Here is a 26,236-nt window from a genome sequence, read left to right as displayed (position 1 = left end):
TGACTTTGTGGGAGCGGGCTTGCCTCGCGAAACCCGGCGCAGCCGGGGCCATCCATCGCGTCGCCTGCTTCGCGGGCATGCCCGCTCCCACAATGGCACTTGCTCCCTGCGCGACAGCGCAGCCCAACTGATTTACTGATTTAGCAATGACTTTGTGGGAGCGGGCTTGCCTCGCGAACCCCGGCGCAGCCGGGGCCATCCATCGCGTCGCCTGCTTCGCGGGGCATGCCCGCTCCCACAATGGCACTTGCTCCCTGCGCGACAGCGCAGCCCAACTGATTTACTGATTTAGCAATGACTTTGTGGGAGCGGGCTTGCCTCGCGAAACCCGGCGCAGCCGGGGCCATCCATCGCGTCGCCTGCTTCGCGGGGCATGCCCGCTCCCACAATGGCACTTGCTCCCTGCGCGACAGCGCAGCCCAACTGATTTACTGATTTAGCAATGACTTTGTGGGAGCGGGCTTGTCCCGCGAACCCCGGCGCAGCCGGGGCCATCCATCGCGTCGCCTGCTTCGCGGGGCATGCCCGCTCCCACAATGGCACTTGCTCCCTGCGCGACAGCGCAGCCCAACTGATTTACTGATTTAGCAATGACTTTGTGGGAGCGGGCTTGCCCCGCGAACCCCGGCGCAGCCGGGGCCATCCATCGCGTCGCCTGCTTCGCGGGGCAAGCCCGCTCCCACAATGGCACTTGTTCTCTACGCGACAGCGCAACCTAACTGATTTGCTGATTTAGCGGTGACTTTGTGGGAGCAACTGCCTTGTTCAATTTCTAGAATCTAGCGCGGTCCCTGCAGGTACGTGCCAGGGCTGTTACTGCCACCGCTCCAGGTTCTGCTTCAGCAGTTGCTCAGGCAGCGCCCCGCCAACGACCTTCGCCATCTCCCGCGCCAGCGCCTCACGCAGCTGTGGCTTGTTGCAGGGCGATTCATGTGACATAGCCAGGTACAACCCTTCACTGGATACAGGCGGCTGCAACACCTGCACGGTATCAGTGATACCCAACGTGCGGGCCAGCGCCATCCCGGGGTACTGCTCGTACACCACGTAGTCACTGCGCTTGTGCATCAGCTTCTCGAACGCCTGCCGGGCACCGGGCACCGCTTCCAGGGTGAGGTTTGCCTGGGCATATTCATCGAACTGCTGGCCATGGCTGTTGTTGACCAGGGTCCCGCCTTTGCGGCCCTTGAGGTCTGCCCATTGATGGTAGGCAAAGGCATTGTCCTGGCGTACCCAGACTACGCTCGGGGTGTGCAGGAATGGCGGGGCGACAAAGTCCATCTGTTGCTGCCGGGCGTGGGTGATGAAATACCCGGCCAGCAGGTCGATCCGGCCTGTGCGGACTTCTTCTTGGGCACGCGACCAAGGCCCACCGTACACCACCTCGATTTCCAGCCCCAGCTGCTTGCCCAGGTATTTGAGCAGGTCGGCGTTGGCACCGATCAGTTGCCGAGGGTTCTGCGGATCGCGCCATAGGTAAGGTGGATACTCAGGGTTACCGGTAGCGGTCAGCCGTCGGCAGGGCTCTTGCGCTGCGCCCGGAAAAGCCAGCAACAGGCAAGGCAACAACAGCAAGGCTTGGCGCAAGCAACGCTCGATCATCTACAACCCTCGGCACATGGAACCTCTGGCGACCCGGCGAAGCGGCCAAAGGCCGCCACGCCCTGTGCTCGAACGCAGCATTGGTCTGCGCGTGCTTTAAACAGTCTGGACCAGGAACGCTTGGAGCCGCGGCCTTTTATCGCTCAGCAACGAACCGGCCGAGCAACGCCTCAGGCGCCCTGCCGACGCATTGCCAGAATCGCCGCGCCAAAGCCGATAAAGGTGGTACCCACCACGCGGCTCACCCAGCGTGACATCGACGGCCGGGTCAGTACGCCCTTGGCCCGCGCGGCCAGTGCGGCATACAAGCTCAGAGATGCAAGCGACAAGCTCACGAAAATCCCGGTCAGGGTCAGAAACTGCGGCAACAACGCCGCCCCTTGGTCGATGAACTGCGGGAACAGCGCGGTGAAAAACATGGTCGCCTTGGGGTTGGTCACTGCTGTGAGGAAAGCCGATTTGTACAACTTCAGCGGTGTGGGCCGCACCTTGACAGCCCCCTCAGCAGCGCCCTGCTCCAGCATCGGGTTCTTTTTCAGCAACTGCCGCGCACCGAGGTAGAACAGGTAACCTGCCCCCAGGATCTTCACAGCGTTGAACAGTACTTCGGAGCTGGCCAGCAAGGCGCCCAGCCCAAGCATGGCCGCAGCCGACAGGCAGAACAGGCCCGAGCCATTGCCCAGCGACGACCAGATCGCACTGCGCTGGCCGTGGGCAAGGCTGTTGTTGATGGCCATCAGGGTGGCAGGACCGGGGCTGGCAATCGCGATGGCGGCGACCAGGGTAAACGCAAACAGCGAGTGAGCATCCATTTTCAGGCTCTTCAAGCAGATCAGGGTAGGCCGTGCGCAGGGCACGCAGGTTCAGTCATTCTGCCGCTTGGCTGCCTTCTTGGCGATAGCTTTCATCCGCGTCGCCGCGCGCTGCACGGTGGCCATCTTTTCCGGGCGTTTCATGCCCCGCCATTTGCGAATTTCGTCGCGGGTGCGACCACAGCTCACGCACAGCTCGCTGTTGAGCTGGCATAACGAGACGCAGGGGTTATCGATGTCTTTGGCCATGCCACCACTCAGCCGGCCATGTCTGCCCGTGCTCGTTCGACGGCACTGTCAAACACCTCGCGCAGCTCTTGAGCCTTGGCCTTGCTGACCGACCTGGCATCCAGCAGTTCATCGATCACCCGAATGCACTGGCCCTTGGCGGTGTCCAGTTGCTCGGCGTCGGAGGCGTCAGCGATATCACCCAGATAAGGAGCGATGAGGTACACGTAACGGTCCTGCAGCTTGAGCGCTGCCAGCGCGTCGAGGGCTTTCTGGAACCGGTCGGCGGCGGCAGGGCTCATGCTCAATTTATCGAAATGAATCAGGCTCACACGGTCAGTGGCCATTGACGAATCTCCGTTTCCTGGTGCGGCCTGGCCCACGGGCAGCAGCGCTTCTACGGTGCTCGGATGTGCAGGCCAGGGTAATGCCAACAGGGTACCAGAACGCGGGGCAGAAAGGGCCATCGCCCCCAGAACTAAAAGTATTTGGCAGGTCGCGCAATGGACGCCCCAGGACGTTTACGGGACAGGCACAGCGGTTTCGGGCACTGGATAATCGGCCGGCAATCTCCCCGCCGAGGCCGTCATCGAACTCGGTAGCCCACACAACAACAAGCCTGCGCGTCCAGGTAATCCTCAAAGGGCCTCAACATTCATGGCAAAGGAACACATCACCGAAACACTCGACCTTGGCGTGACGGACCCCTCGAAAACCGCAGAAGCCCGCCAGGACAGGCATTTCGAGGGCAAGCTCGACTGGATCGTCTTTGGTTTTACCAGCCTCCTGGCTGTCGCGTTCGTCCTCTGGGGCTTCCTCAACCAGGCCAGCCTCGCCAGCAGCGCATCCAGCGCGCAGTCCTGGGTCATTCTCAACTTCGGCTGGTTCTTCGTGCTCACCTCCACACTTTTCGTGGTATTCGTGCTGTGGCTGGCTGCCAGCCGTTATGGCCGGGTGCCACTGGGTCGTGATGGCGAACAGCCAGAATTCCGCACGGTGTCCTGGGTGGCAATGATGTTCAGTGCCGGCATGGGCATCGGCCTGATGTTCTTTGGCGTTGCCGAGCCGCTGTCGCACTATGTGACGCCGCCCCCCGGCTCGGCCACCGGGCAGACCAGCGAGGCGATGCAGGTGGCCATGGCCACCACCCTGTTCCACTGGACGCTGCACCCCTGGGCCATGTACGCCATCGTGGGCCTGGTGATTGCCTACGGTACCTACCGCCGCGGCCGCTCGCAGCTGATTTCCGCGGCCTTCCGGCCGTTGATCGGCAAGCACGCCAACGGCCCCCTCGGCCGCCTGATCGACATGATGGCGATCTTCGCCACGCTTTTCGGCTCGGCGGCCTCGCTGGGCCTGGGTGCGCTGCAGATTGCCGGCGGGCTGGAATACAACGGCTGGGTCGAAAGCCCCGGCAAGCTGTTCTACATCGCCATCATCACCCTGCTGACCATTGCCTTCGTCACCTCGGCGGTGTCCGGTGTCGGCAAGGGCATCCAGTGGCTGTCCAACACCAACATGGTGCTGGCACTGGTGCTGGCAGCGTTCGTGTTCATGGTCGGCCCTACCCTGCTCATGCTCAACCTGCTGCCGACCTCGATCGGTATCTACATCAAGATGCTGCCCGAAATGATGGCCCGCACCAACGCCAGTGGCGGCGATCAGATGAACAGCTGGCTGGCCGGCTGGACCGTGTTCTACTGGGCCTGGTGGATTTCCTGGACACCGTTTGTAGGCATGTTTATCGCCCGCATCAGCCGCGGTCGTACCATCCGCCAGTTCGTCACCGGCGTGCTGCTGGTGCCCAGCCTGGTCAGCCTGGTGTGGTTCACCATTTTTGGCGGTGCTTCCATCGATGCCCTGCGCGAAGGCGCCTTCCAGCTGGCCAACGGTGCAGTCAACAGCAACCACGCGCTGTACCAGCTGCTCGACAGCTACCCGCTGGCATCGGCCTCCTCGGTACTGGTGATGATCCTGGTGGGCATCTTCTTTGTCTCCGGTGCCGATGCGGCGTCACTGGTGATGGGCACGCTGTCGGAACACGGCACCACCGCACCCTCGCGGCGCACGGTGATTTTCTGGGGCGCGCTCACCGGAACGGTGGCAGCGATCATGCTGGCGATCGGCGACCCGAGCGACCCTGGCGAGGCGCTGACCGGGCTGCAGAACCTGACCATCGTCGTGGCCTTGCCCTTTGTCGTGGTGATGGTGCTGCTGTGCCTGGCGTTGTACCGCGACCTGCGCAAAGACCCGATGATGCTGCGCCACCTGCGCGGCAACGAGCTGATCGAAAAGGCGGTGTTGTACGGGGCTGTGAAACATGGTGAGGAGTTCTACATCGTGGTACAGGAGAAGAAGGCTTCGGTGAAAGTGGCAGCAGCAGCGAGCGAGGTGTCCGAAACCTGACACGCTAGCCTCGCGCTTCACCGCTTGATTCGGGGGCCGCCACTTGGATCCAGAAAAAACGGCCCCCTCGATCAACGATAGATCGCCCAACCAAGCCGATAACCAAAGGGCAGCAAACAGATGAGGGATCACCCCTTCAATGCCGCTGCAATCTTGGCCACATCGATCTTGCCCATCTGCATCATGGCCTCGAACGCCCGCTTTGCCGCAGCGCGGTCAGGGTGGCCGATGGCCTCTATCAGGATACGGGGGGTGATCTGCCAGGAAATCCCCCATTTGTCCTTGCACCAGCCACAAACGCTGGCCTCGCCACCGTTTGCGATAATCGCCTCCCACAAACGGTCGGTTTCGGCTTGGTCTTCGGTACTGACCTGGAATGAAAACGCCTCAGAATGTTTGAACGTAGCGCCGCCATTAAGCCCCACACAGGGTATGCCCATGACGGTGAATTCGACGGTAATGACATCGCCCTCCTTGCCCGAGGGGTAGTCTGCCGGGGCCTTGTGCAGTGCGATCAACTTGCTGTCCGGGAAAATGCTGGCATAGAAGTTGGCAGCCTGCTCGGCATCATTGTCGTACCAGAGGCAGAGGGTGTTCTTGGCAGTCATGGCCTTGCTCCATGAAGGGTATGAACCCTTGAGTCTAGCCGCACCCTTGAGCGCAAAAAAAAGCGCCCCGCACGGAGCGCCAAAACATCCACCCAAACCAAAGGAGCAAGGCTACCCAGGTGAATTCACAGGACCGACAACGGGTACTCCACGATCAGCCGCACCTCGTCCAGGTCCGACTCGAACGCCGTGGCCCGGGTGGTAGCCTGGCGTACGCGCAACGACAGGTCCTTGGCTGCGCCGGTCTGCACCACGTACTTGACCTCGATGTCACGCTCCCAGCGCTTCTGGTCGGTCAGCGGGTTGCCGTCGGCATCGCGGCGCATGTAGAAGGCGTTGGCATTGGAATAGTCGGCGTCGGTGCCTTTGCCATACCGCGTCATGAACGACAGCCCGGGAATACCATAGGCGGCCATGTTCAGGTCATAGCGCAGCATCCACGAACGTTCCTTGGGCGAGTTGAAATCGCTGTACTGGATGGAGTTGTCGAGGAAGATCGAGTCGGATTGGCGCAGGTAGTCGAAATCATCGTCGCCATTGTTGCGCTGGTGAGTCAGCGCCAGGGTGTGGGCGCCGAAGCGCACCCCCAGTTTGGCGCTCCAGATGTTGTTGTCGAAGGCGCCCAGGCGCTGCTGCCCTTCATCAACGGCTTTGTAATAGTTGAAGCCGCCAATCAACGCCAGCTCATCACTCAGGGGCCAGCTCAGGCTGGTGCCGGCGTAATACTGATTCCACACATCCTTGAGCCGGCTGCTGAACAGGCTGACACTGACATAATCGTTCAGCGTGTAGTCACCGCCGCCGTAGGCGATCCATGGCGAATCGACCGGGCCGCCGTAGAAGGTCACGAAGTTCTCCCGCAGGTCACTGGACACCGGCTGGCTCATGGCATGCAGGCGCCCGGCCTGCAGGACAAGGTCCTTGATGCTGGTATTCTCCAGGGTCACGCCCCGGAAGCTTTCCGGCAGCAGCCGTGAGTCGCCAGCGGCCACCACCGGGTTAGCAGGGAACACATCGCCTACCTTCAGCACCGTGTCGTACAGGCGCACCTTGGCGGCACCACCGAATTTGGTGTACTGGTCACGGGCCTGACCGTCGTGGTCTACCGGCAAAACATCGAACGAACTGCGCCCGCCATTGCGGCCGCCCCCGGTGTCCAGTTTGAGGCCGAGCATGGCGAACGCATCCAGGCCAACGCCTACGGTGCCCTGGGTGAAACCTGACTCGAAACGGGCAATGACAGCATGCGCCCAAGCTTCGGAATAGCCGTTATCAGGTTGTTTGCCGGGGTTGCGCGTGGGGGCTGCGGCATCGCGGTTGTCGCGGTTGAAGTAGAAGTTGCGGTTGAGCACGCTGAGCGTGCTGCCCTCGGCAAAACCCTGCGCGGGTTCGTCCGACGCCATCGCCAGGTTGCCGACGCCGGAGAGCGCCATGCACGCAGCCAGTTTCAGGGGTGATCTGCAGGTCATCCGATGCTCCTTGTACGTCGTCTTTATAGTGGTGTCGGCTGGCCGAGATTGACGGCCGGCAGATAACGGCAAGGTGATCGGCGCATTACAATTGCGTCATCGGCGGCGAAGCGCTGGGAGGGCGAGTTCTGCAACATCCTGCAGATATTTCCGACATCAGGTAGTGAACCTGCTGACAAAAAAAGGGTCATTGGCTGACGGTCAACTCACCGACCGGTTCATCGGCCCAGTCACCGGGCCTACTTTTGTCCTGTTTCAGCGAAGACCCAACATGCCCGAATCCCGCCCAACCGCTTTCGTCCTCCCTGCCCTGCGCGGCGGCCTGATTGCCGCCCTGGTGGCCCTTGCCGCGCCGGTGCACGCCGAAGAGCCCGCCAGCGACGCACGCTGGGTCAGCGACAGCCTGAGCACCTATGTGCGCAGCGGCCCCACCGACGGCCACCGCATTGTCGGTACCCTGAAGTCCGGGCAACCGCTGACCCTGCTCGGCACTCAGGGCAATTACAGCCAGGTGCGTGGGCAGAATGGCGATGTGGTATGGATACTCAGCAACGACTTGCAGGCGGTGCCGGGCCAGAACGAGCGCCTGCCGCAGCTCGATGCCCAGGTGGCAGACCTGACAGGGCAGTTGAAAACCATCGATGACAGCTGGAAGAGCCGCGTACAGGGCATGCAGGAAACCCTCGACTCACGGAAAAAGCTGATCGACGAACTGGAGGCGCGCAACAAAGCGCTGAACGAGCAGCTCGACGAGAGCCAGTCGACCCTGCGCGATACCCAGGCGCGCCTGGGTGACGAGAACAAGCAGGTGATGATGCGCTACATGGTGTATGGCGGCAGCATTGCCGGCGCGGGCTTGCTGGCGGGGCTGATCTTGCCGGCACTGACCCGGGGGCGCAGGAAGAACGACCGCTGGTTCTGACGCACCGGCCTTTTCGCGGTCCTATCCGCGAAAAGGCCGATAAGGGCTTACTTGCTACGTGCCTTGTTATAGATGGTCTTGGCTTGGTCCGCCGACGCCTGACACTGAGCCATGTCCCCCTTGCTCTGGGCCTCCTTTGCGTTTTGCAGGTGGACTTTGAAATCATGGGCCATGCCGCCATGCATCGCCTGGCCACTCGCTTTGTGGAAGTCCTCGAGTTCCTTGATCTTGGCTGCACAGTTGCTTGCCGGGTCAGCATGGGCGGCAACACTCAATACTGAAGCAATCACCAGTAAAGGTATGCATTTCATAGGCTTCATGGAACGTTCTCCTGGAAAACCGTGGGGTTCGTCGAGGTGTATTCGGCTCGACGCAGCAAAAAGCATAGTTGGCCATCACCTGCAGCGCAGCGCTTCAGCCCAGCGGTAAACCTACTGCCGCAACCGCTCCAATGCTTGCAACACATACCCCGTGGCCCGTTCCACCTGCCCCTCCCGACAGGCAATACCCAATTGCCGCCACAACCCTGGTCGCAGGGGCCGGCGCGCAATCCGCCGGTCCAACTCGCCTGCCTCGCCTTCCTGCGGCAACAACGTCGCCCCATACCCGGCGCCGACCAGGCTTTTGATCGCATCGTTGTAATTCAGCTCGATCCGCGGCTCGGGGTAAAACCCCGCTGCCGCGAACCATTCCCCGGTAACCCGTGACAGCTGGGTACTGCTGTCGTTGAGAATCAACGACCGCTGCGCCAGCCAGGCCGGCGTGACCTTCGCCGGCGGCTGCCAGTCGGCCGGTACGTAGGCCAGGATCGGGTCGCGCCGCCAGGGGGTAACAGTCAGCCCCTTGCCGGCCACCTGCGGCAAGGCCACCAGGCCGATATCCAGCGTCCCCTCACGCAATCGACCCAGCGACGCCTGGGATGTCAGCACTTGTACCTGCACGTCGATCCCCGGGTGGTCCACACGCAGGTGCTCCAGCGCCTGTGGCAGTAGGTGGGCGATAGCACCGGTAGACGCGCCAAGGCGTACCCGGCCAGTCAGCCCCTCAACCTGACGGCGCACTTCGTCCAGCGCCAGGTCGGCGTCGGCCAGCAGGCGCCGGGCACGGGCCAGCAGCGTTTCACCAATGGCCGTGGGGCGCACCTGGCCGCGGGCGCGACCAAGCAACGGGGCGCCGATACGTGCTTCCAGTTCGGCCACATGCAGGCTGATGGTGGGCGCTGCCAGGTTGAGCTGGCGGGCGGCCTCGGCAAAAGAACCCAGCTCGGCGATGGCCACCAGGGTGCGGAGGCGGTCGAGGCTGATTTCGCGCATGGTCAGTACCGGCCTAAGTGACGTGTTCAGAAAAACTGAATGTAACCGTCATCATATTCAAATTTTCATTACCAAAGCCATAGGCGAGCATAGGCCATCCTTACCCAACCGGACCCGAACATGCACACTCCTGTTGTCTTCATCGACGGCGACCAAGGCACAACCGGCCTGCAGATCCATGCTCGCCTGCAAGGCCGCAGCGACCTGCACCTGCTCACCCTGCCCGAGGCTGAGCGCAAAGACCTGCGGCGCCGCCGCGAGGCAATCAACAGCGCCGACATCGCCCTGCTGTGCCTGCCCGACGATGCCGCCCGCGAGGCCGTGGCGACGATCCACAACCCCAAGGTGCGGGTGATCGACGCCAGCTCCGCGCACCGCACCACCCCCGGCTGGGTCTATGGCCTGCCGGAACTCGACGAGCAGCAAGCCGAGCGCATCGCCCGAAGCACGCGTGTCAGCAACCCGGGCTGCTACCCCACTGGCGCCATCACCCTGCTCCGCCCCCTGGTCAAGGCCGGGTTGCTGCCAGCCGACTACCCACTGGGCATACATGCCATTTCTGGCTACTCCGGCGGTGGCCGCGCGGCGGTCGAGCGCCACGAAACCAGTACCGGCAATGCCCCGGCCCTGCAACTGTATGGGCTGGAGCTGGCACACAAGCACGTACCCGAAATCCAGCAACACGCCGGGCTGTCGGCGCGGCCGATGTTCATGCCCGGCTACGGTGCCTACCGCCAGGGCATCGTGCTGAGTATCCCGCTGCAATTGCGCCTGCTGCCCGGCCAGGTCAGCGCCGAACAGCTGCAGGCCCGCCTGGAACAGCATTACCAGGGTGCCCGCCACGTCCAGGTTATGCCGCTGCATCAGCAAGGCACAGCCGCCAACCTTGACCCCGAAGCATTGAACGACAGCAACGACCTGCGCCTGGCGCTGTATGCCAACCCCGAGCATGGCCAGGTGCTGCTTACCGCGGTGTTCGACAACCTAGGCAAAGGCGCCTCCGGTGCGGCCGTGCAAAACCTCGACCTGATGCTCGGTGCATTACAGCAACAAGGCTGACACGGCAAAACCGGTTAAACTGTACAGCCCGCGCCAACCTGGCCCGGGCTGTATTCCCACCCGCCGGAGCCCACCCCCAAGATGTTCATCCTGAGCCGCCTCGACAGCGTGCCGCCCGAATCCTTCCAGAACCAGATCCGCGAGCTGGTGATCCACCATGTCGGCGAACTGAGCAGTGTCGCCATCACCGCCGACAACCCGCTATACCCGCTGTACCAGTACGGCGTAGGCATGGAGGTGCACCAATACCTGCAAGCGCTGGATGGCACCCGCGGCCTTGCCGTGGCGCTGACCCTTGCCCTGGATGCCGAGGCGCCGGACCAGCTGCTGGGCTTTGCCCTGTCGTTGCCGGCCGAGGACGATGAACAGGCGTGTTCATTGGCATTTCTTGCCGTGCGCCCCAGCCATCGCCGCCAGGGCATCGCCCGTGCCCTGCTGAGCGACCTGCAGGCACGTCATGCCTGTGTGGAACTGAATGCCTTTGCCAGCCAGGTGCCGTGGTTCGAGACGATGGGCATGCAAGTGGTGGCCGCCAATGGGCCGCAGGTGCTGATGAGCAGTACCGGCCAGGCCAGTGGTGCGCTGATCGGGCGCCTGGACATTGCGCCGATTTATCAGGCAGCTGAAGTGTTGCAGATTCATACCTACCTGCTTAATCAGCAGGGAGAGGATGCAATGATCGAAGCGGAGCAGATGCGCGATGAGCGGCTGGATGAACTGGCCGCCCAGGCGCTGGAGTGCGTACACCAGCGCAAGACCGTGCATTGACCCAAGGGCCGATTGGCGGGTAAACCTGCCGTTTTGGAAAAACCGCTGATTTACTGAATCAGCAGTGTCTCTGTGGGAGCGGGCTTGCCCCGCGAACACCGGCAAAGCCGGTGCCATGCACCGTGCGGTCCCCTTCGCGGGACAAGCCCGCTCCCACAATCACCGGTGTTCTCTGCCGGACAGCGCAGCCCAAGGGGCTGAGCAATCCCCCACAATGACACCCGTCAGCCATGCACCCAGCGCCGATGCAACCCACGCGCCAAGGCATCCAGCACAAACCCCAGCACGCCAATCAGCAGCACCATCGCCATCAGTTCGGAGTACGCCAGCCGGTCGCGGGTATCGAGAATGAAGTAGCCAAGCCCCGCACTCACTCCCAGCATTTCGCACGGCACCAGCACAATCCAAAGAATGCCGATGGCCAGGCGCACGCCGGTCAGCACGTGGCCGATCACCCCCGGCACGATCACCTTGCACAAGGTTTCCCAGCGCGTGGCGCTCAGGCTGCGGCTCAGTTGCAGCCAGCGTGGGTCCAGTTGCCGCACCCCTGCCGCCGTGTTCAGCAAGATCGGCCACAAGGCGGCAAACGCCAGCAGGAAGTAGATCGGCTGGTCACCCACGCCCATCAGCATCACCACCACCGGCATCCACGACAAGGGCGAGATCATGCGCAGAAACTGAAACGCCGGCGTGGTCGCCGCTTCCAGGTGCCGATAGCTGCCCACCAGCAAGCCCAACGGCACGCCAATCAGTAGCGCCAGCAGCAGCCCGACCAGAATACGTTTGAGGCTGACCCAGATGTGCCCGTAAACCTCACCCTGCCCCAACAGCTCGACCAGGCTGGCCAACGTTGCCGCCGGCGAAAAGCGCGCCGACAGCCCTTCGGCCTGGCCAAACACGGCAACACCGGCCCACCACAGCAGCATCAAAGCCAGCAACCCAGCCAGCCCAAGACTGGCGTGTACGACATGCGTGCGCATCAGACGGCGAACTCCTCGCTACGCTCGAAGTTGTCGGCAATACCGAACACCGACGGGCCACCAACCGCAGCGATGGCATTACGCACGAAACGATCGTCGACCAGGTCGCGGGCGGTCTGCACCGGGTCCAGCCCGGCAAGGAACGCGTTGTCGCCCTCGATCAGGGTGGTTTTCAGGCGCTTGACCAGCTCTTCGGTGTAACTGGGGAACGGGTATGGCTGGAAGTCGATGCGCTTTTCGTCCCACTGCTGGTGGCGAATGGCGCCACTGGCAACGTAGCCGGCACGGTCCTCGGCGGCCGGCGCCAGCACTTTGGCCAGCACCGCGGGCTCGTGCGGGGTGTACTTGTTGGGGCCGGCCTTGGACAGCAACGCAGCGGCTTCGGCGCGGTGGTCGCGGGTCCAGTGCTGGGCCTTGACGATGGCATTGACCACCTTCTGCGACCACTCCGGGCGGTTGTTCAGGTCATGCTCATGCATGAACACCACGCAGCAGGCGTGGTTGCGCCATACATCGCCGGTAAAGCGCTGCACACGGCCAACCTTGAGGTTCTCGGCCAGGGCGTTGAACGGCTCGGCGACGATGTAGCCGGCAATGCGCTTGCTGGCCAGTGCTGGCGGCATGTCGGATGGCGGCAGCACCAGCAGGTTGACCTCGGTGGCGGCCAGCTGCGCATTGGCCGGCTTCGACACCGGCGTCAGGCCGTTGTCGTTGAGCATCTGTTGCAGCACCACATTGTGGATCGAGTACCAGAACGGGATGGCCACGGTCTTGCCACCGAGCTGTTTCATGTCGCTTATGTCGGGCGCCACGGTCAGGCCTGAGCCGCCCACATGGTTCCAGGCCACTACCTTGGCTGGCACCTTGCTGCCGTAGCGCGCCCATACAGTCATCGGCGACAGCAGGTGGATGACGTTGACCTGACCAGAGATGAACGCCTCGATCACCTGTGCCCAGCTGCGCAGCAGCACCGGGCGCTCGGCCTTGATGCCTTCGGCCTCGAACAGGCCGTTGTTATGGGCCACCAGCAACGGCGTGGCGTCGGTGATCGGCAGGTAACCGATGCGCACCGGCGCATCCGGCTCGGCAGCCGCGCGCGCCTGCAAGCTCGACAGCAACGGCAGCGCACCGGCGGCGGTGAGCATGGCCCCAAGCTTTAGAAAATCACGACGCGAAGAAGTGGAACAGCAGTCATCCATGCACATGGACAGCCTCCGAGGGCAACGGGGTTGGGGTAGGTTCGCCTGTGCGGCTTGCCCGCCGAAGGGTTTTGAGGATTTCGATGCGCAACGCGCCCAGTTCTTCGACCCGTTGGGCGCGCGGTTGCGGCAGGTCGATGTGCCACTGGCCGAGGATGTGCGCTGGGTGGTTGCCCAGTAGCAGGACCCGGTCGGACAGCAGCAGGGCTTCGTCTATATCGTGGGTGATCAGTACCGCCGCAGTGTTGTGGGTGGCGATCAGTTGCAGCAGCAGTTGCTGCATGTCGGCGCGGGTCACTTCATCCAGGGCGCCGAACGGCTCGTCCAGCAGCAGCACCTCGGGCTGGCGGGCCAGGCAGCGGGCCAGTGCGGTGCGCTGGGCCATGCCACCGGACAACTGCGCCGGGTACTGGCCACGGGCGTGGGCCAGGCCCACGGCGGCAATCGCATGGTCGATGCGCGCGCGCCGCTCGTCAGCGGCCAGCTTGGGCTGGCGGGCAAAGTCCAGGCCGAAGGCGACGTTCTTTTCCAGGTTCAGCCAGGGCAGCAGGCTCGGGTCCTGAAAGGCCACCGCCAGGCGCGGGTGCGGCCCTTGCAGGGGCTGGCCGTGCAGGCTCACGCTGCCGCCCCCGGGTTGTTGCAGGCCGGCCAGCACCCGCAGCAGGCTGGATTTACCGACACCACTGGGGCCAAGAATGCTCACCACTTCGCCCGGCGCCAACTGCAAGTCGAACTGCGCCAGCACCTGCTGCCAGCCACCCTCCCGCGGGTAGCCCAGGCTGATGCCGCGGGCTTCGAGCAACACTTCACTCATGCCGCGCCCGCCTGGCGTTGCAGTTCGGCGCGCAATTGCACCAGGCTCGGCGTCACGATCGGCACGAATGCCGACTCGCGCCAGCGGCGGGCGAAGCCTTCTCCATACTCGCTGAGGTAGGCCTTGCCGCCGCTGGCCTGCAACTCTAGCTGGACTGCATCGGCGGCACATTCAGCCAAGGTGATGCGCAGCTTGAACAAGGCCGCCGGCTGTTGCTGGAAGCGGCCTTCGAGCAGGCCCTGCTTGAGCTCGCTGACGGTGTTTTCCAGGCGCTCGCTGAGCACCTGCCGGGCTTCGTCGAGGAACGAGGCGCGACCGTGCAGGTGCGCCTGAACCTCTTCCAGCGCCCGTCGCGCCAGGCCGATGGCCATGCCGCACTGCAGCGCCAGGAATGCCGGGCGTACCCGTGGCAGGAACTCGCGCGCATTCTCGTGCAGCAGCCAGTCACGCGCCAACGGCACCTGGTGGAAGGCCAGTGCCGCCGTGTTGCTCGACTGCAGGCCCATCAGTTGCAAGTCGTCGGAGCGTTCCAGGCCCTGGGCGTCAGAAGGAATGGCCAGTACGAACGGCGCGCCGCCGGCTTCATCTTCGATGGCCGCCGCCACCACGAAGCCGCTTTTGCGCAGGTTGGTCACCCAGTGCAGGCGCCCTTCCAAGTGCCAGCCATCGGCTGCCGGCCGGCCACGCACCTGCAACGCTTCAATGCCGGAAAGGAACTTCATGGCGTTGGACAGCCCGGTGGCGCCGGCCAGCTCGCCTGTCAGCAAGCGCGGCAGCAGGCGCTCGCGCAGGGGCTGGTTGGGGCTGTGCAACAGGTATTCGATAAAGGCACGCTGGCCCCAGCAGACGAAGGCTGCGGCCAACGAGCGGCTGGCGATAGCGGCAATCGCCTCGACCGCGTTGGTCACCTGCCCGCCCGTGCCGCCCAGCGCCGGGTCGACACCCACGCGCAGCAGCTGAGATTCGGCGATCTGCGCCAGCACCTGCTGCGGTTCGCACAGGCCCCGGTCGATGGCCTCGGCATTGGCATCCAGCCAGTGTCGAAATGCACAATCTTGCATGGTCTTGCTCCTTTTTGAACGCCAGGGCCGCTTTGCGGCCCATTCGCGGCACAAGGCCGCTCCTACAACGACCGCGTCAGGTCCGCGCTCACACGTGGGCTATGCAGAAGGCTGCCAGCGGTACTTGCCAAGCTCTTCGTTGAGCGGCGTCTGGGCGAAAACATTAGCAAAGTTGCAGAGGGTTGCGAGACTTACCCCCAAAATCACTTCCAGCGCGTTGCCTTCGCTGAAGCCAGCTTCACGGAAGGCCTGATAGGTGGCTTCGCCGACGTTGCCGCGAGTGTCGATCACTTCACGGGCGAAGGCGGCCAGGGTTTCGTAACGGGCATCGGGCAGTTCGCCGCGGGCACGCAGGGCATCGACTACTTCCTGCGGCAGCTTGGCCTTGTTCAGCGCCACGGCGGTGTGGCCGGCCACACAGAAGTCGCAGCCATGCCGGGTGGCGGCAATCAGCTGCACCACTTCACGCTCGGCCAGGCTCAGCTCGGACTTGCCATTGAGTGCCGAAACGGTCACGTAGGTTTCCAGCGCCGCCGGGGCGTTGGCCAGCACGCCCAGCAGGTTGGGGATGAAGCCCGAATTCTTCTGGGCATTCTCGAGAAACGGCCGGGCCGCTTCCGGAGCACTCTGCAGCGTGTGTAAAGTAATACGCGAGGACATGGAGTGGTCTCCTTTGATGGGTGTCACTACAGTCTGTTGGTTATAAGAATTACCCTCCATATTCATCAGTCGCCTTTCCTTGTTCCTGAGTCTTTGTATTAGATGATTTCGTCCAGCCACCTTGTCGATTGGTTATTAGAGGGCCTGGAGCTCGATGCCAGCCTGTTTCATGTCGGCCGCTACTGCGGTGGCTGGCACGCCAGCACCCAGGGCATGGGCCGCGCCAGCTTCCACTTGGTGGTGCAGGGCCATTGCTGGCTGCACATCGACGGCCAGCCGCAGCCGGTGCGCCTGGAAAAGGGAGATGCCGTGTTCCTGTTGCGCGACCTTGCCTATCGATTGTCCAGCGATCAGGACCCGGTCGACGCCTGTGCCCAACCGCGCCAGGCCATGCAGGCGCTGGATAGCGAAGCCAGCGACGGCGTCGGGCTGGTTTGTGGCTTCTTCCATTTCCAGTCCGGCCTGTCTTCACTGATTGTCGAAGGCTTGGCCGACTGGATCCTGCTGCGCGCCGAAGACCCCGCCGGCAGTGCGGCGCGGGCGCTGTTCGAGCTCATTCTGGAAGAATGCCGGCGGGCCGCTGGCCCGTCGCAGACGTTGCTGGAGCGCCTGACCCACCTGTTGTTCCTGTACGTGCTGCGCCAGCAGGTCATTGCCGGGCAGTCACTGGGCGGCCTGGTCGCCCTCGCCCGCCAGCCAGCGTTTGCCGGGCTGCTGGCACAGCTGATCGAAGCGCCGGGCCAGGCCTGGACGCTGGAGCGCATGGCAGCCTGCACCGGGCTTTCGCGTTCGGCTTTCTTCAAGCGTTTCAGTGAGCTGGCCGGGCAGTCACCTGGGCAGGTGCTCCTGGCATTGCGCATGCGCCTTGCCTGCCAGCTGTTGCAGGCGGGCAATACCGTCGAACAGGTGGGCGCGCAGGTGGGGTACCAATCGGTGGCGGCGTTTACCCGGGCCTTTGCCAAGGCGGTGGGCCAGCAGCCGGGGGCTTATCGGCGGCGACATGAGGGCCGCTAGGCTCTGCCTGAAAAGGGGGGTGCATTCACCGCCTAGAGCGAGCAGCGTTTGGAAGGCAGGCAGGTTGGGTTGTCGGGATAAGGACACCCTCCGCCATGCTGAGGCGTAACTGCTACGCCCTACCTTGCCCGCCATAGAGAAGAAATCAAAACAACACCCGTTGACATTCAAACGGCAGTAATTGGATTTGCGGGATTTAATACAGAACTCGGCAGTATGGGCGCATGCTTCTATTGGTTTGAGGTGTGTCTGGACAGCCGTGGCCGCAAGCTAGAGCGTTGCTGAGGCTTCACAAGCCAAAATACCCGAGGGACGACGAGTGGTTTACTGAGAGTTGAATTGCCCCTATGACCTGACATTTTTACCAGTTTCAATAGGATTAGTGTGCCTGCATAATCAAGCCTGAAGACCTCAGAAAAAATCCACGCTGGAAGATAGAACAACGTCCATCAACACGGGCGCTGGTCGCCCGGTCAAAAGCAGGACAAACGTACCAAGCGCAAAGCGGTATTAACGGAAGATCGTCATACATGAGCAATGGCTTACGCAGTATAAGTCTCGCCGATGGCCCGCCTGCATAATTCCGGCGCAGCCCCGTTATGGATACGGCCGTCAGCTACCAGGATAAATGCATAAACTGAGGATACCCCATGGAACTTTATCAGCAGTTTGACCCTTCCCATAGTGGGAATGAAAGCCTTAACTTGAGCGATTTCGCAAAAGATAGCCATGTGAGGCTATGGATAAAAGCTGAAAACACTATCAACCCTGTCTTGGAACAGGGCACCATCAAAGAGATAAATTGGAAGATAGGAAAAATAAAAATATTTAACGACACCAACAAAAAAACCAAATCAATAGACCTGAAAAAAACGCACAGCTTTAATGGAAAGTCATTTCATTTTGATGACTTCGTAAAAAACGATTTGGAAGAACTATTTATAGCCTCTGCACCATCCATCTTAAGTACGCACATCTCTCTACCCAATGAACCAATGGCAAAAATCTCAGTCCTAAATGTTGGCATATCGCCTGACAAAAATCTCATCGTGACTGGAAATAAAAAGTTTATCGACAAATTCAACACACTCTGCAAAACCCTCAACGACCTCAAAGTTATAGTTGACACGACATCAACGACGGACGACGCGTTGCACACGCTCATATGCGAGCATGCACAGCTTGACCCTGAAACAGAAATGATTTTACAAAGCGTCATCATGCATTCGGATGACTTACCGCTAGAAGGCAACGATGAGGCCGCAGAACCGAATGAGGGCACCGTCGAACAGGAAGAAGTCGACATCATCGAAGAGGAGGCTGAGGATACTGAGGAGGAAATAAGCGCCGGCGAGACACTTCCATATGGATGCAGCAAGCCATACGCGATTGACATTCATATTTATCACCCATTGAAAAACCGCGAAATAAACAGACGACACATAACCCTTAAAGGAAACGCCCCAGCAAATACACTTATTTGGCTATGCCATAACGGTTGGAAGAGAGAAGCGATATATTTCTCTGCTTTAACCACCTCGGACAGCGAGGGTAAGTGGAAAGCATCCTTAACTGTGGAAAATGGTGATCACAAAATCGCCGCGAAATACAACAAGGGCAAATCCAATGTCTGCACATGGGGCCACGACTTCAAAGTCGTTAGCTTGTGGCTCAAATATTACCCAAAACAAGATAGCGAAGCAGGTTTCCGTATTGCCGAATATCGATACAGCGCTTTCGAGCCGCCTAAAAACGATGAAGGTGTTTGGGTTGAGGTCAGAGGACATATCCCATTGCACCTGAGAAACAATCTTTACTATCACCCATTAGCGGACACCCTGACAACTTCACGTCTAAATGGCACTTTGACAGTCAGCCGATACAAGCGACAAGCAAAGCCTGAGATACCCCTTCACGCTGTCTATACAGAAGCTGATTTTCAAAAAATCAACGACAAAATAAACACCGTTTGTCAAATGAATTTTATTGGCACCTTGTACAGTTCATTCAATTGGGCGAAAGCCGCTTATGTAGCCGCCGAAGCTTTAAAAAACCCTGTGGGAGTATTTGCAACGGTCATTACCCTGCCTTTCACCTCCAACAGGGAAAGTGTTACCATCGCCTATAACATCGGTTCCTCCATCGGCTTTATCTTACAAACCCTGCTTATGCGAGTTCCTGTTGTGGGCCCGGTAGTTGCAGGATTAACCATGGCTGGCGCTGTGATTCAGGAAGTTATCAAAGTAACTGATTCAGGCACCATCACACACGACAACCTTATTGACATTAGCAGTCTCATGAAGGGCTTTGGAGATCTGGCCAACCTTGCAACACCTAAATATGGAAATCTAATTAATGAAAAAAAATTAATAGAAAATACAACCATCGACAGCAGGGGATCTCGCGACTTCATCATAACATCCAAACCATTAACTCCACTGTACGGTAATTTTTCACATGAAGCCAGAATTGTTGCAGACGATTTGGAGCTCAGAGGCATTACCTATCAAGGCGGTTATTATAGAAACTTGACCACCAACAAAGACTATATCTATGTCGATGGCAGATGGGTAAGGATTAATGGTTTCAGGAAAAATGGCTCACCCATCCCGGCAGATAAAAACGGCACATCCGTGACCAACTTGCCGACCGATATTGTAAAAGACAGTAATGGAAACTGGACCGTACTTAAATTAAGGGGAGGCGTAGGCGAAAAGACCATTCCTCTTTATCAAAACATCCGTTCTGGGTACAACCCCGAGCCACAGTTATCCTACGACCCTAATTATGTGGGCCAAGGCGCCATCCGACTTAAACTCCCTATAACTTTTGAAGAGGCCGATAATAGTGCCTTGCCGATCGCTATCGGTGCTGATGCAAGACTCCCGTCAGATCCGAGGTGGATGGGAAATGACCGAGAGCCAGGTATTTTATTGTTTGAAACGCGACGTTTTATGGTTGATTCCCCAAGGAGCAATACGTTACACGATTTTATTAATGTCACACCCACGAGCACTGAACGAGCCAGTGACAACAACAAACTCATTTCAGCGTACTGGGTGCCTCAGAACAAGTATTATGACATTCCGATTCACCCCACAGGCACGGAGCCAACCACTATATTCACAGATAATTTCAGCGGCTGCAGTTTTGTTGTGGACCAGATAAATGACACGCAGTATCGTGTTTATCACGTCTTCAGTAAAAAAGAAAACGAACAGTACAATTTACTGAAAGAACACGGGAAAGGGCAGGTCGCGTACATACCACATACAGAATACAGCTTCTTGCACCGGCCAACAGCTGATAGCTTGCATCCCTCGCAGGACGCATGTGGCTTTATATCCATGCGATATAAAAAATACCCAAACGAAGCCCAAGGCAATTGGGTTATTACTGTCAGAAGTCAAAGCTTGCCCGTGCAAATTACGGCATCAGGTTATCACGGACAATTTAACGGCGCTCCGCCACGGCTTAATATGCATACTCCGATAACCGTCAGACCCATTTAGCGATAATGAGACGTATGACCAGCAATGATGCATACAGCGTTTTTTTTGCGCCAGCAGCGCAAGAGCCTGTGTAACTTTCGCCACATTGGCGGCGGTGCCCTGGACGTGATAAGCCATCACCGGCCTCGACACCGGCGCCAATGTGGGAATCAAAATCAAAGCTGATCCACTGCAATATCCCCAGCCCCTTTACTCTCTCGCCGCTCGGCCATCCAGGCATCGACCTGCTGCCCGAACTCGGCCGGGGCCTTGCGCCCGAAGCGCATTGCCAATGCCAGAACAGTTTGCTGCGCCAACGCCTCTTCCATGCGCTTCTGCGCCCCCAGCATCACGGCATGAATCGCACAGGTGCCTTCCGTCGCCCAAGCGGGCGGCGAGCCCTCGAACAGCGTGCAGCGTTCGCGGATCTCGCGGCAATCGAAAATCTTCTTCGGCCCGTCGATGGCGTTGACGATATCCAGCACGTTGATTTCAGCCGCCGGCCGCGCCAGGCGGAAACCACCGCGCACGCCTTCGGTGGCGGCCACCAACCCGGCACGTGCCAGCTTGGTGAAGACCTTGGCCAGGTATTCCTGCGGTACGCCCTGCAACTCGGCCAGGTCGCGCACGCTGGAATCACGGCTCTCACCGCCCTCGCCTACCAGAAACAGCAGGCAATGGATGCCGTATTCGACGCCAGCACTGTAAAGGGACATATCAATCTCCGACCAGCTTTGTCGCAAATGATACGCGGGGAGTGCCAGCACGGCAAAACACTTCCCCGCTAGCCGCGCATCCTGATCACGAGGTCAGGCTCGGCGGCTACCTGCGCAGCACCTTCACCTCTGCTTGCTTGCCGTCCGTTTCGCGCAGGTACTCCTGCATCGAGTCGTCCATGGCCTGCATCCAGCGGGTATGGTGAGGCACTGCTTTGGTGCCGGTGATCACCGAGCGGTAGGATTTGTCACGGTAGCCCATGATGTCGTGCTTCTTGTCGGTCTTCCATTGCAGGAAGATGCGGTTCACCGCATCGATGTCGAAGCGCGGGTAATCCGTCTGCTCGATCAGGTGCTTGATGTATCGGCCCTGGAATTCATACATCGAAGCAGTAGTTGCCAGCCGCCCCTCATCCTCGCGCCAGCGCGCACTGTCAGCCTGCATGACCGCCTTGGCCGGCAGCTTGATGCGCCCCAGCATGTAGTCACGAGCAAACCACGCCTGTGCATCGAACAGGTTGAAGCTGTACCACAGGTCCTGCATGCCCAGGTAAAGCAGTTGCGGGTTTTGCTCCCACACCACGCCTTGGTACAAGCCGGCAGGCCACAGGCGGTTGTTGGTCTTGAGGGTGAGTTCATCGGGCAGGAACGGGAAGTGATGCTGGTAGCCCGTGCACAGGATGATCGCATCCACGCGCTTGTTCGAGCCATCGGCGAAGAACGCCAGGTCGTTTTCGACGCGGACCAGTTGCGGGCGCTCTTCCCAGCCCTTGGGCCATTTGTAGCCCATCGGCTGGGTACGGTAGGCCGTGGTGATCGAGCGCGCACCGTACTTGTAGCACTGCGAGCCGATGTCTTCGGCCGAGTAGCTGCTGCCGACAATGAGCAGGTCCTGGCCGTGGAATTCCATGGCTTCGCGAAAGTCGTGAGCGTGCAAGATACGCCCGGTGAAACGTTCGAAGCCTTCGAACTCCGGCACGTGCGGGGTAGAAAAGTGCCCGCTGGCCACCACCACATAATCGAACACCTGCTCGATGCCAAGCCCCGCGCCGTAGTCGTGGGCGCTGACGGTGAACTCGCGGGTGCTTTCATCGAAGCTGACATGCTTGACCACCGTGTTGAAGCGGATGTAGTCGCGCACCCCAGCCTTGTTTACGCGGCCCTGAATGTAGTCCCACAGCACCTCGCGCGGCGGGTACGAGGAAATCGGCCGGCCAAAATGCTCATCAAAGCTGTAATCGGCGAACTCCAGGCATTCCTTGGGGCCGTTGGACCACAGGTAGCGGTACATGCTGCCGTGCACCGGCTCGCCATGCTGGTCGAGGCCAGTGCGCCAGGTGTAGTTCCACATACCGCCCCAATCGGCCTGTTTTTCGAAGCACACGATTTCGGGCATGGGCGCGCCCTGGGCATGGGCGGATTGGAAGGCACGCAGTTGCGCAAGGCCGGACGGGCCGGCACCGATGATAGCGACACGAAGAGTCATAGTGATTCCTGAACAGTTGAACGCTGAAAAAATGCAAAGGCTCCCCAACCCCAAACGGCAAAAGACCGGGGGGTGGTGAAATTCAGGCGCTACGGTGCAGGTGGGGGGACGGGGCGTTTGCGCATCTGGGTCAGCAGAATGTTGACCGGCGGAATCGACAACACGTGGTACAGATTCGAAAGCGGAGAGAGGGTCATGGGGGCGGGCCCGTATCCATCTGCGCAAGGCGCGAAATGGGGGCCTGAAGGGCGGAAGATACGTGTGATCTCGTGCATGGGGGGCTGAAATGGCCTCTTTTCTTTATGGTTTCTTTTTTATCTATAACGGATGGGGGTGGGGATAGCAAGGTTTGCGGCCCTGCCGCCGGCAGCCAAGACAGCACCAAGTACGGCCTTTGCGTTCGTTCGTCCTCGGGCTCGCCTCATCGCAACGATGAAAAAAACTTGCAGAGACAAACTACGACCAATAGAGTCGTAGTTATTCGAGCGGCACCTATCGTGCGATCGAAGCCACCGTTTTCATCCCCGACCTTTGCGGAGCACCTGCATGAAATCCAACATCCTGATCATCGGTGCCGGCTTTGCCGGTGTGTGGAGCGCCCTGAGCGCCGCCCGGCTCCTCGACCAAGCCCAGCGCGACGACCTGAGCATCAGCGTGCTCGCGCCGCAAGCGGAACTGCACATTCGCCCGCGCTTTTACGAGGCCAACGCACACACGTTGAAGGCCCCCGTAGGTGAGCTGTTCACTGCGGTGGGCGTGCATTTCATCACCGGTAACGCCCAAGCCATCGACGCCGATGCGCGCACCGTGAGCTACATCGACAGCCAAGGCCAGCGCCACCAGATCAGCTACGACCGCCTCATCCTCGCCGCTGGCAGTCAGGTAGCGCGCCCAGCAGTCCCGGGGCTGGCCGAGTACACCTTCGACGTCGACAAGATGGAGTCGGCCGTACGCCTTGAGCAGCATCTGACGGGCCTGGCTGCCCTGCCCCCTTCACCTGCCCGCAATACCGTGGTGGTCTGCGGTGGTGGTTTCACCGGCATCGAAACGGCCACCGAAATGCCCGCCCGGCTGCGCGCCATCCTCGCAGGCGCCGATGTGCAGGTGCTGCTGGTTGACCGTGGCGCCAGCATCGGCGCGGCATTGGGTGCAGGCATCAAGCCGTCGATTGTTGCCGCCTCGCAGGTTGCCGGCGTCCAGTGGCTGACTGGCACCTCGGTGGTGGCTGTCGATGCCGGTGGCGTCACCCTGGACAACGGCGAGTACATCGCCAGCAACACCGTGATCTGGACCGTCGGTGTCAAGGCCAGCCCGCTGACCGCTCAGGTTGCCGGCGAGCGTGACAACTTCGGCAGGCTCAAGGTCGACGGGCACCTCAAGGTCATTGGCCAGGACCACATCTATGCGACCGGCGATACTGCCTGGGCTGCTGTGGACGAAGCTGGCAACCACGCCCTGATGACCTGCCAGCACGCCATCCCGATGGGTCGCCACAGTGGCAACAACGCCATGGCCGACCTGCTGGGGCTGGCACCTGTGGTGTACCGCCAGCCCAAGTACGTCACCTGCCTCGACCTGGGTGAGTGGGGGGCGGCGTACAGCGAAGGCTGGGAACGAGAATTGAAACTGCAGGGCCAGGAAGGCAAGCACCTCAAGCGCCAGATCAACTCGGTGTGGATCTACCCGCCGGCAGCTGACCGCACTTTGGCGTTGGCAGCTGCCGACCCGATGATTGCCATCGTTTGATGCGAGAAAACCTGACAAAACCGTCAAAAAACGTCGGTTTTGTCAATTATTTCGTTACATTGAATGACTGTTCAACAATGATGGCCATATGGCATCATTCGAAGAAAACCATGCAAGAGGGTGAGAAAAATCTACTAACCCGCAGTGCATCAAGAGCCTGGCGCCACCTCGGTGTCCTGGCTTTGCAGCCAGCTCCTGACGCCTGCACGCCACCGTCAAGGAGCATTCCATGCAGTTAAGGAATTTGAAAATCGGCATTCGCGCTGCCAGCGTGTTTGCCCTGCTGGGCGTCCTGGTCCTGATCATGGGCCTTATCGCACTTTACGAAACCCGCCAGATGGACACGGCCACCGACGAGATCCGGGTCACCTGGATACCCGCTGTGGTAGCGCTGGGTGACATCAGCAGCAACCTCGGGCGCGCCCGCGCCGTTACCCTGCGGGCCGCGCTGGACGATAACCCCGGCGAGCGCACACGTAACCTGCAGATGCTCGAAGCCATCAATGCCGAGCTCAAAGGTGGCCTGAAGAACTACGCCGACACCATCATCGCGGCCGACGACCGTGCCCTTTTCAACACCTTCAACGACGGGTATCACCAGTACCTCGAACTGCAGCTGAAAGTGCTGCAGGACATTGCTGCAGGCCGCATGGACGAGGCAAAGCAGCAGATCAGCGGCCCGCTCACCCAACGAGCCGACAGCATGATGAAGGCCTTGACGGCGCTGATCGACTACAACAGCAAGGGTGCCGAAGATGCCTCGCAGCGCAGCAGCGATGTAGCGGACGAAGCATTTAACGCCATCATCTTCTCGTTGCTTGTGATCATGCTTGCCCTGGCCGCGATGGCTACCGTGCTGACTCGCAGCATCGTGCTGCCTCTGGCCGATGCAGTGGCCGTGGCCGAACGTGTGGCCACGGGCGACCTCACCCAGGAAATCCGCGTCACCGGCCGCGACGAGCCCGCCTTGCTGCTGCGCGCCCTGAGCCGCATGCAAGGCAGCCTGCGCGACACCATCCGCAAGATCGCCGCCTCGTCCGACCAGTTGGCCTCAGCCTCGGAAGAACTCCACACCGTCACCGAAGACACCAGCCGCGGCCTGCATCAGCAAAGCGCCGAAATCGACCAGGCCGCCACGGCTGTCAACCAGATGACCGCAGCAGTCGAGGAAGTGGCGAACAATGCGGTCAGCACTGCGGACGCCTCCAAAGGCGCCGACCAGACCACCCGCGATGGCCGTGACCGGGTCAACCAGGCACTGGCGTCCATCCAGCACCTGGTGGCCGATGTGACCGGCACCTCGGTCGAGATCGAACAGCTGGCCAACAATGCCAATGAGATCAGCCGTGTGCTGGATGTGATCGGCGCGATTGCCGGGCAGACCAACCTGCTGGCACTGAACGCCGCTATCGAAGCAGCCCGCGCCGGCGAGGCAGGCCGTGGCTTTGCCGTGGTGGCCGACGAAGTCCGCGCCCTCGCCCACCGCACCCAGCAGTCGACCGCAGAGATCGAGCAGATGATTGCCGGCATCCAGAACGGTACCGAGCGGGCCGTGACGGCGATGCACAGCAGCCAGGGGCGTGCGACGGGCACGCTGGAAGTGGCCCAGGGCGCCGGTCAGGCGCTGGAGGTGATTGCCGAGGCGATTGCGTCGATCAACCAGCGTAACCTGGTGATTGCCAGTGCTTCAGAGGAGCAGGCGCAGGTGGCGCGCGAAGTGGACCGCAATTTGGTGAACATTCGTGATTTGGCGATGCAGACCTCAGCGGGGGCCAACCAGACCAGCGCGGCGGCACAGGACTTGTCGCGGTTGGCGGTGGACCTGAATGGCATGGTGGCGCAGTTCAAGGTTTGATCGGATATAGCCGGGGCTGCTTTGCAG

General features: G+C 60.6%; 23 protein-coding genes. 8 read left to right on the top strand and 15 right to left on the bottom strand.

Annotated elements, in window-relative coordinates; genetic code table 11:
* Positions 1-813: 813 nt before the first annotated feature.
* From ACK1VC_RS24745 to ACK1VC_RS24730, 4 genes are all read right to left on the bottom strand, one after another.
* On the bottom strand, positions 814-1,602 hold the full coding sequence (locus ACK1VC_RS24745; RefSeq protein ID WP_023048921.1) for a substrate-binding periplasmic protein: 789 nt from the start codon (positions 1,600-1,602) through the stop codon (positions 814-816).
* Between the two features lie 170 nt (positions 1,603-1,772).
* Positions 1,773-2,414, bottom strand: a complete 642-nt coding sequence (locus ACK1VC_RS24740; protein ID WP_016487492.1) for a LysE family translocator — start codon at positions 2,412-2,414, stop codon at positions 1,773-1,775.
* Positions 2,415-2,465: 51 nt separating this feature from the next.
* On the bottom strand, positions 2,466-2,663 hold the full coding sequence (locus ACK1VC_RS24735; RefSeq protein ID WP_016487493.1) for a DUF1289 domain-containing protein: 198 nt from the start codon (positions 2,661-2,663) through the stop codon (positions 2,466-2,468).
* Between the two features lie 8 nt (positions 2,664-2,671).
* Positions 2,672-2,989, bottom strand: a complete 318-nt coding sequence (locus ACK1VC_RS24730) for a hypothetical protein (RefSeq protein ID WP_016487494.1) — start codon at positions 2,987-2,989, stop codon at positions 2,672-2,674.
* A 310-nt stretch (positions 2,990-3,299) separates the two neighbouring features.
* Between ACK1VC_RS24730 and ACK1VC_RS24725 the strand changes: the two genes are divergently transcribed.
* Positions 3,300-5,048 (top strand): BCCT family transporter, encoded by a 1,749-nt coding sequence (locus ACK1VC_RS24725; RefSeq protein WP_060518305.1) that lies wholly within the window; start codon positions 3,300-3,302, stop codon positions 5,046-5,048.
* Between the two features lie 128 nt (positions 5,049-5,176).
* On the opposite strand, the gene ACK1VC_RS24720 is transcribed toward ACK1VC_RS24725, so the two are convergent.
* A complete protein-coding gene (locus tag ACK1VC_RS24720; RefSeq protein ID WP_016487496.1) occupies positions 5,177-5,656 on the bottom strand; it encodes a VOC family protein in 480 nt (159 codons plus the stop codon).
* Between the two features lie 125 nt (positions 5,657-5,781).
* Complete coding sequence (locus ACK1VC_RS24715) at positions 5,782-7,125, bottom strand: OprD family porin (protein ID WP_191086688.1); 1,344 nt, start codon at positions 7,123-7,125, stop codon at positions 5,782-5,784.
* A 271-nt stretch (positions 7,126-7,396) separates the two neighbouring features.
* On the opposite strand from ACK1VC_RS24715, the gene ACK1VC_RS24710 reads away from it, so the two are divergent.
* Complete coding sequence (locus tag ACK1VC_RS24710) at positions 7,397-8,047, top strand: TIGR04211 family SH3 domain-containing protein (protein ID WP_016487498.1); 651 nt, start codon at positions 7,397-7,399, stop codon at positions 8,045-8,047.
* A 47-nt stretch (positions 8,048-8,094) separates the two neighbouring features.
* On the opposite strand, the gene ACK1VC_RS24705 is transcribed toward ACK1VC_RS24710, so the two are convergent.
* Both ACK1VC_RS24705 and ACK1VC_RS24700 read right to left on the bottom strand, forming a co-directional pair.
* Entirely contained in the window at positions 8,095-8,367 is a 273-nt protein-coding gene (locus ACK1VC_RS24705) for a hypothetical protein (RefSeq protein WP_016487499.1), read from the bottom strand.
* Positions 8,368-8,478: 111 nt separating this feature from the next.
* Positions 8,479-9,360 (bottom strand): LysR family transcriptional regulator, encoded by an 882-nt coding sequence (locus tag ACK1VC_RS24700; RefSeq protein ID WP_191086689.1) that lies wholly within the window; start codon positions 9,358-9,360, stop codon positions 8,479-8,481.
* Between the two features lie 120 nt (positions 9,361-9,480).
* On the opposite strand from ACK1VC_RS24700, the gene argC reads away from it, so the two are divergent.
* Together argC and ACK1VC_RS24690 are read left to right on the top strand one after the other, a co-directional pair.
* Entirely contained in the window at positions 9,481-10,419 is a 939-nt protein-coding gene (argC, locus tag ACK1VC_RS24695) for an N-acetyl-gamma-glutamyl-phosphate reductase (protein WP_102689798.1), read from the top strand.
* An 81-nt stretch (positions 10,420-10,500) separates the two neighbouring features.
* Positions 10,501-11,187 (top strand): GNAT family N-acetyltransferase, encoded by a 687-nt coding sequence (locus tag ACK1VC_RS24690; protein WP_016487502.1) that lies wholly within the window; start codon positions 10,501-10,503, stop codon positions 11,185-11,187.
* 224 nt (positions 11,188-11,411) lie between these two features.
* Here the strand turns inward: ACK1VC_RS24690 and ACK1VC_RS24685 are convergent, their stop codons facing one another.
* The 5 genes from ACK1VC_RS24685 to ACK1VC_RS24665 all read right to left on the bottom strand — a co-directional run bounded on the left by ACK1VC_RS24685 (position 11,412) and on the right by ACK1VC_RS24665 (position 15,901).
* Positions 11,412-12,167 carry an ABC transporter permease gene (locus tag ACK1VC_RS24685; RefSeq protein ID WP_016487503.1) on the bottom strand — a complete coding sequence of 252 codons (756 nt, stop codon included), beginning with the start codon at positions 12,165-12,167 and terminating at the stop codon, positions 11,412-11,414.
* Entirely contained in the window at positions 12,167-13,372 is a 1,206-nt protein-coding gene (locus tag ACK1VC_RS24680) for an ABC transporter substrate-binding protein (RefSeq protein ID WP_016487504.1), read from the bottom strand. Before ACK1VC_RS24680 ends, ACK1VC_RS24685 begins: the two co-directional genes overlap by 1 nt.
* Complete coding sequence (locus ACK1VC_RS24675; RefSeq protein ID WP_016487505.1) at positions 13,359-14,180, bottom strand: ABC transporter ATP-binding protein; 822 nt, start codon at positions 14,178-14,180, stop codon at positions 13,359-13,361. Before ACK1VC_RS24675 ends, ACK1VC_RS24680 begins: the two co-directional genes overlap by 14 nt.
* Positions 14,177-15,241, bottom strand: coding sequence for an acyl-CoA dehydrogenase family protein (locus ACK1VC_RS24670; RefSeq protein WP_016487506.1), 1,065 nt, complete (start codon positions 15,239-15,241; stop codon positions 14,177-14,179). Before ACK1VC_RS24670 ends, ACK1VC_RS24675 begins: the two co-directional genes overlap by 4 nt.
* A 99-nt stretch (positions 15,242-15,340) precedes the next feature.
* Positions 15,341-15,901, bottom strand: coding sequence for a carboxymuconolactone decarboxylase family protein (locus tag ACK1VC_RS24665; protein WP_024717863.1), 561 nt, complete (start codon positions 15,899-15,901; stop codon positions 15,341-15,343).
* A gap of 102 nt (positions 15,902-16,003) precedes the next feature.
* On the opposite strand from ACK1VC_RS24665, the gene ACK1VC_RS24660 reads away from it, so the two are divergent.
* On the top strand, positions 16,004-16,915 hold the full coding sequence (locus ACK1VC_RS24660; protein ID WP_016487508.1) for an AraC family transcriptional regulator: 912 nt from the start codon (positions 16,004-16,006) through the stop codon (positions 16,913-16,915).
* Positions 16,916-17,565: 650 nt separating this feature from the next.
* Positions 17,566-20,427 (top strand): hypothetical protein, encoded by a 2,862-nt coding sequence (locus ACK1VC_RS24655; protein ID WP_449118064.1) that lies wholly within the window; start codon positions 17,566-17,568, stop codon positions 20,425-20,427.
* Positions 20,428-20,582: 155 nt separating this feature from the next.
* On the opposite strand, the gene ACK1VC_RS24650 is transcribed toward ACK1VC_RS24655, so the two are convergent.
* On the bottom strand, positions 20,583-21,122 hold the full coding sequence (locus ACK1VC_RS24650) for an RrF2 family transcriptional regulator (protein WP_023047062.1): 540 nt from the start codon (positions 21,120-21,122) through the stop codon (positions 20,583-20,585).
* Between the two features lie 106 nt (positions 21,123-21,228).
* Complete coding sequence (locus ACK1VC_RS24645) at positions 21,229-22,608, bottom strand: NAD(P)-binding domain-containing protein (RefSeq protein ID WP_060518311.1); 1,380 nt, start codon at positions 22,606-22,608, stop codon at positions 21,229-21,231.
* 546 nt (positions 22,609-23,154) lie between these two features.
* On the opposite strand from ACK1VC_RS24645, the gene ACK1VC_RS24640 reads away from it, so the two are divergent.
* The gene (locus tag ACK1VC_RS24640; protein WP_023047060.1) at positions 23,155-24,354 is read left to right on the top strand and encodes an NAD(P)/FAD-dependent oxidoreductase; all 1,200 of its coding nucleotides are present in this window, start codon (positions 23,155-23,157) and stop codon (positions 24,352-24,354) included.
* 229 nt (positions 24,355-24,583) lie between these two features.
* Positions 24,584-26,209, top strand: a complete 1,626-nt coding sequence (locus ACK1VC_RS24635) for a methyl-accepting chemotaxis protein (RefSeq protein ID WP_191086690.1) — start codon at positions 24,584-24,586, stop codon at positions 26,207-26,209.
* Positions 26,210-26,236 lie beyond the last annotated feature (27 nt).

The sequence above is a fragment of the Pseudomonas sp. XP2 genome (assembly GCF_053557975.1).
The sequence above is the reverse complement of the archived record's forward strand: the minus strand, read 5'-3'. Positions and strand labels throughout refer to the sequence as shown.

What these genes read in the sequence shown, in the direction of transcription:
- ACK1VC_RS24705 (WP_016487499.1), bottom strand. Translation starts at nt 8,367, where the DNA reads ATGAAGCCTATGAAATGCATACCTTTACTGGTGATTGCTTCAGTATTG.
- ACK1VC_RS24735 (WP_016487493.1), bottom strand. Translation starts at nt 2,663, where the DNA reads ATGGCCAAAGACATCGATAACCCCTGCGTCTCGTTATGCCAGCTCAAC.
- ACK1VC_RS24720 (WP_016487496.1), bottom strand. Translation starts at nt 5,656, where the DNA reads ATGACTGCCAAGAACACCCTCTGCCTCTGGTACGACAATGATGCCGAG.
- ACK1VC_RS24745 (WP_023048921.1), bottom strand. Translation starts at nt 1,602, where the DNA reads ATGATCGAGCGTTGCTTGCGCCAAGCCTTGCTGTTGTTGCCTTGCCTG.
- ACK1VC_RS24670 (WP_016487506.1), bottom strand. Translation starts at nt 15,241, where the DNA reads ATGCAAGATTGTGCATTTCGACACTGGCTGGATGCCAATGCCGAGGCC.
- ACK1VC_RS24685 (WP_016487503.1), bottom strand. Translation starts at nt 12,167, where the DNA reads ATGCGCACGCATGTCGTACACGCCAGTCTTGGGCTGGCTGGGTTGCTG.
- ACK1VC_RS24660 (WP_016487508.1), top strand. Translation starts at nt 16,004, where the DNA reads ATGATTTCGTCCAGCCACCTTGTCGATTGGTTATTAGAGGGCCTGGAG.
- ACK1VC_RS24650 (WP_023047062.1), bottom strand. Translation starts at nt 21,122, where the DNA reads ATGTCCCTTTACAGTGCTGGCGTCGAATACGGCATCCATTGCCTGCTG.
- ACK1VC_RS24710 (WP_016487498.1), top strand. Translation starts at nt 7,397, where the DNA reads ATGCCCGAATCCCGCCCAACCGCTTTCGTCCTCCCTGCCCTGCGCGGC.
- ACK1VC_RS24635 (WP_191086690.1), top strand. Translation starts at nt 24,584, where the DNA reads ATGCAGTTAAGGAATTTGAAAATCGGCATTCGCGCTGCCAGCGTGTTT.
- argC (WP_102689798.1), top strand. Translation starts at nt 9,481, where the DNA reads ATGCACACTCCTGTTGTCTTCATCGACGGCGACCAAGGCACAACCGGC.
- ACK1VC_RS24725 (WP_060518305.1), top strand. Translation starts at nt 3,300, where the DNA reads ATGGCAAAGGAACACATCACCGAAACACTCGACCTTGGCGTGACGGAC.
- ACK1VC_RS24700 (WP_191086689.1), bottom strand. Translation starts at nt 9,360, where the DNA reads ATGCGCGAAATCAGCCTCGACCGCCTCCGCACCCTGGTGGCCATCGCC.
- ACK1VC_RS24655 (WP_449118064.1), top strand. Translation starts at nt 17,566, where the DNA reads ATGGAACTTTATCAGCAGTTTGACCCTTCCCATAGTGGGAATGAAAGC.
- ACK1VC_RS24690 (WP_016487502.1), top strand. Translation starts at nt 10,501, where the DNA reads ATGTTCATCCTGAGCCGCCTCGACAGCGTGCCGCCCGAATCCTTCCAG.
- ACK1VC_RS24740 (WP_016487492.1), bottom strand. Translation starts at nt 2,414, where the DNA reads ATGGATGCTCACTCGCTGTTTGCGTTTACCCTGGTCGCCGCCATCGCG.
- ACK1VC_RS24645 (WP_060518311.1), bottom strand. Translation starts at nt 22,608, where the DNA reads ATGACTCTTCGTGTCGCTATCATCGGTGCCGGCCCGTCCGGCCTTGCG.
- ACK1VC_RS24665 (WP_024717863.1), bottom strand. Translation starts at nt 15,901, where the DNA reads ATGTCCTCGCGTATTACTTTACACACGCTGCAGAGTGCTCCGGAAGCG.
- ACK1VC_RS24730 (WP_016487494.1), bottom strand. Translation starts at nt 2,989, where the DNA reads ATGGCCACTGACCGTGTGAGCCTGATTCATTTCGATAAATTGAGCATG.
- ACK1VC_RS24640 (WP_023047060.1), top strand. Translation starts at nt 23,155, where the DNA reads ATGAAATCCAACATCCTGATCATCGGTGCCGGCTTTGCCGGTGTGTGG.
- ACK1VC_RS24715 (WP_191086688.1), bottom strand. Translation starts at nt 7,125, where the DNA reads ATGACCTGCAGATCACCCCTGAAACTGGCTGCGTGCATGGCGCTCTCC.
- ACK1VC_RS24680 (WP_016487504.1), bottom strand. Translation starts at nt 13,372, where the DNA reads ATGTGCATGGATGACTGCTGTTCCACTTCTTCGCGTCGTGATTTTCTA.
- ACK1VC_RS24675 (WP_016487505.1), bottom strand. Translation starts at nt 14,180, where the DNA reads ATGAGTGAAGTGTTGCTCGAAGCCCGCGGCATCAGCCTGGGCTACCCG.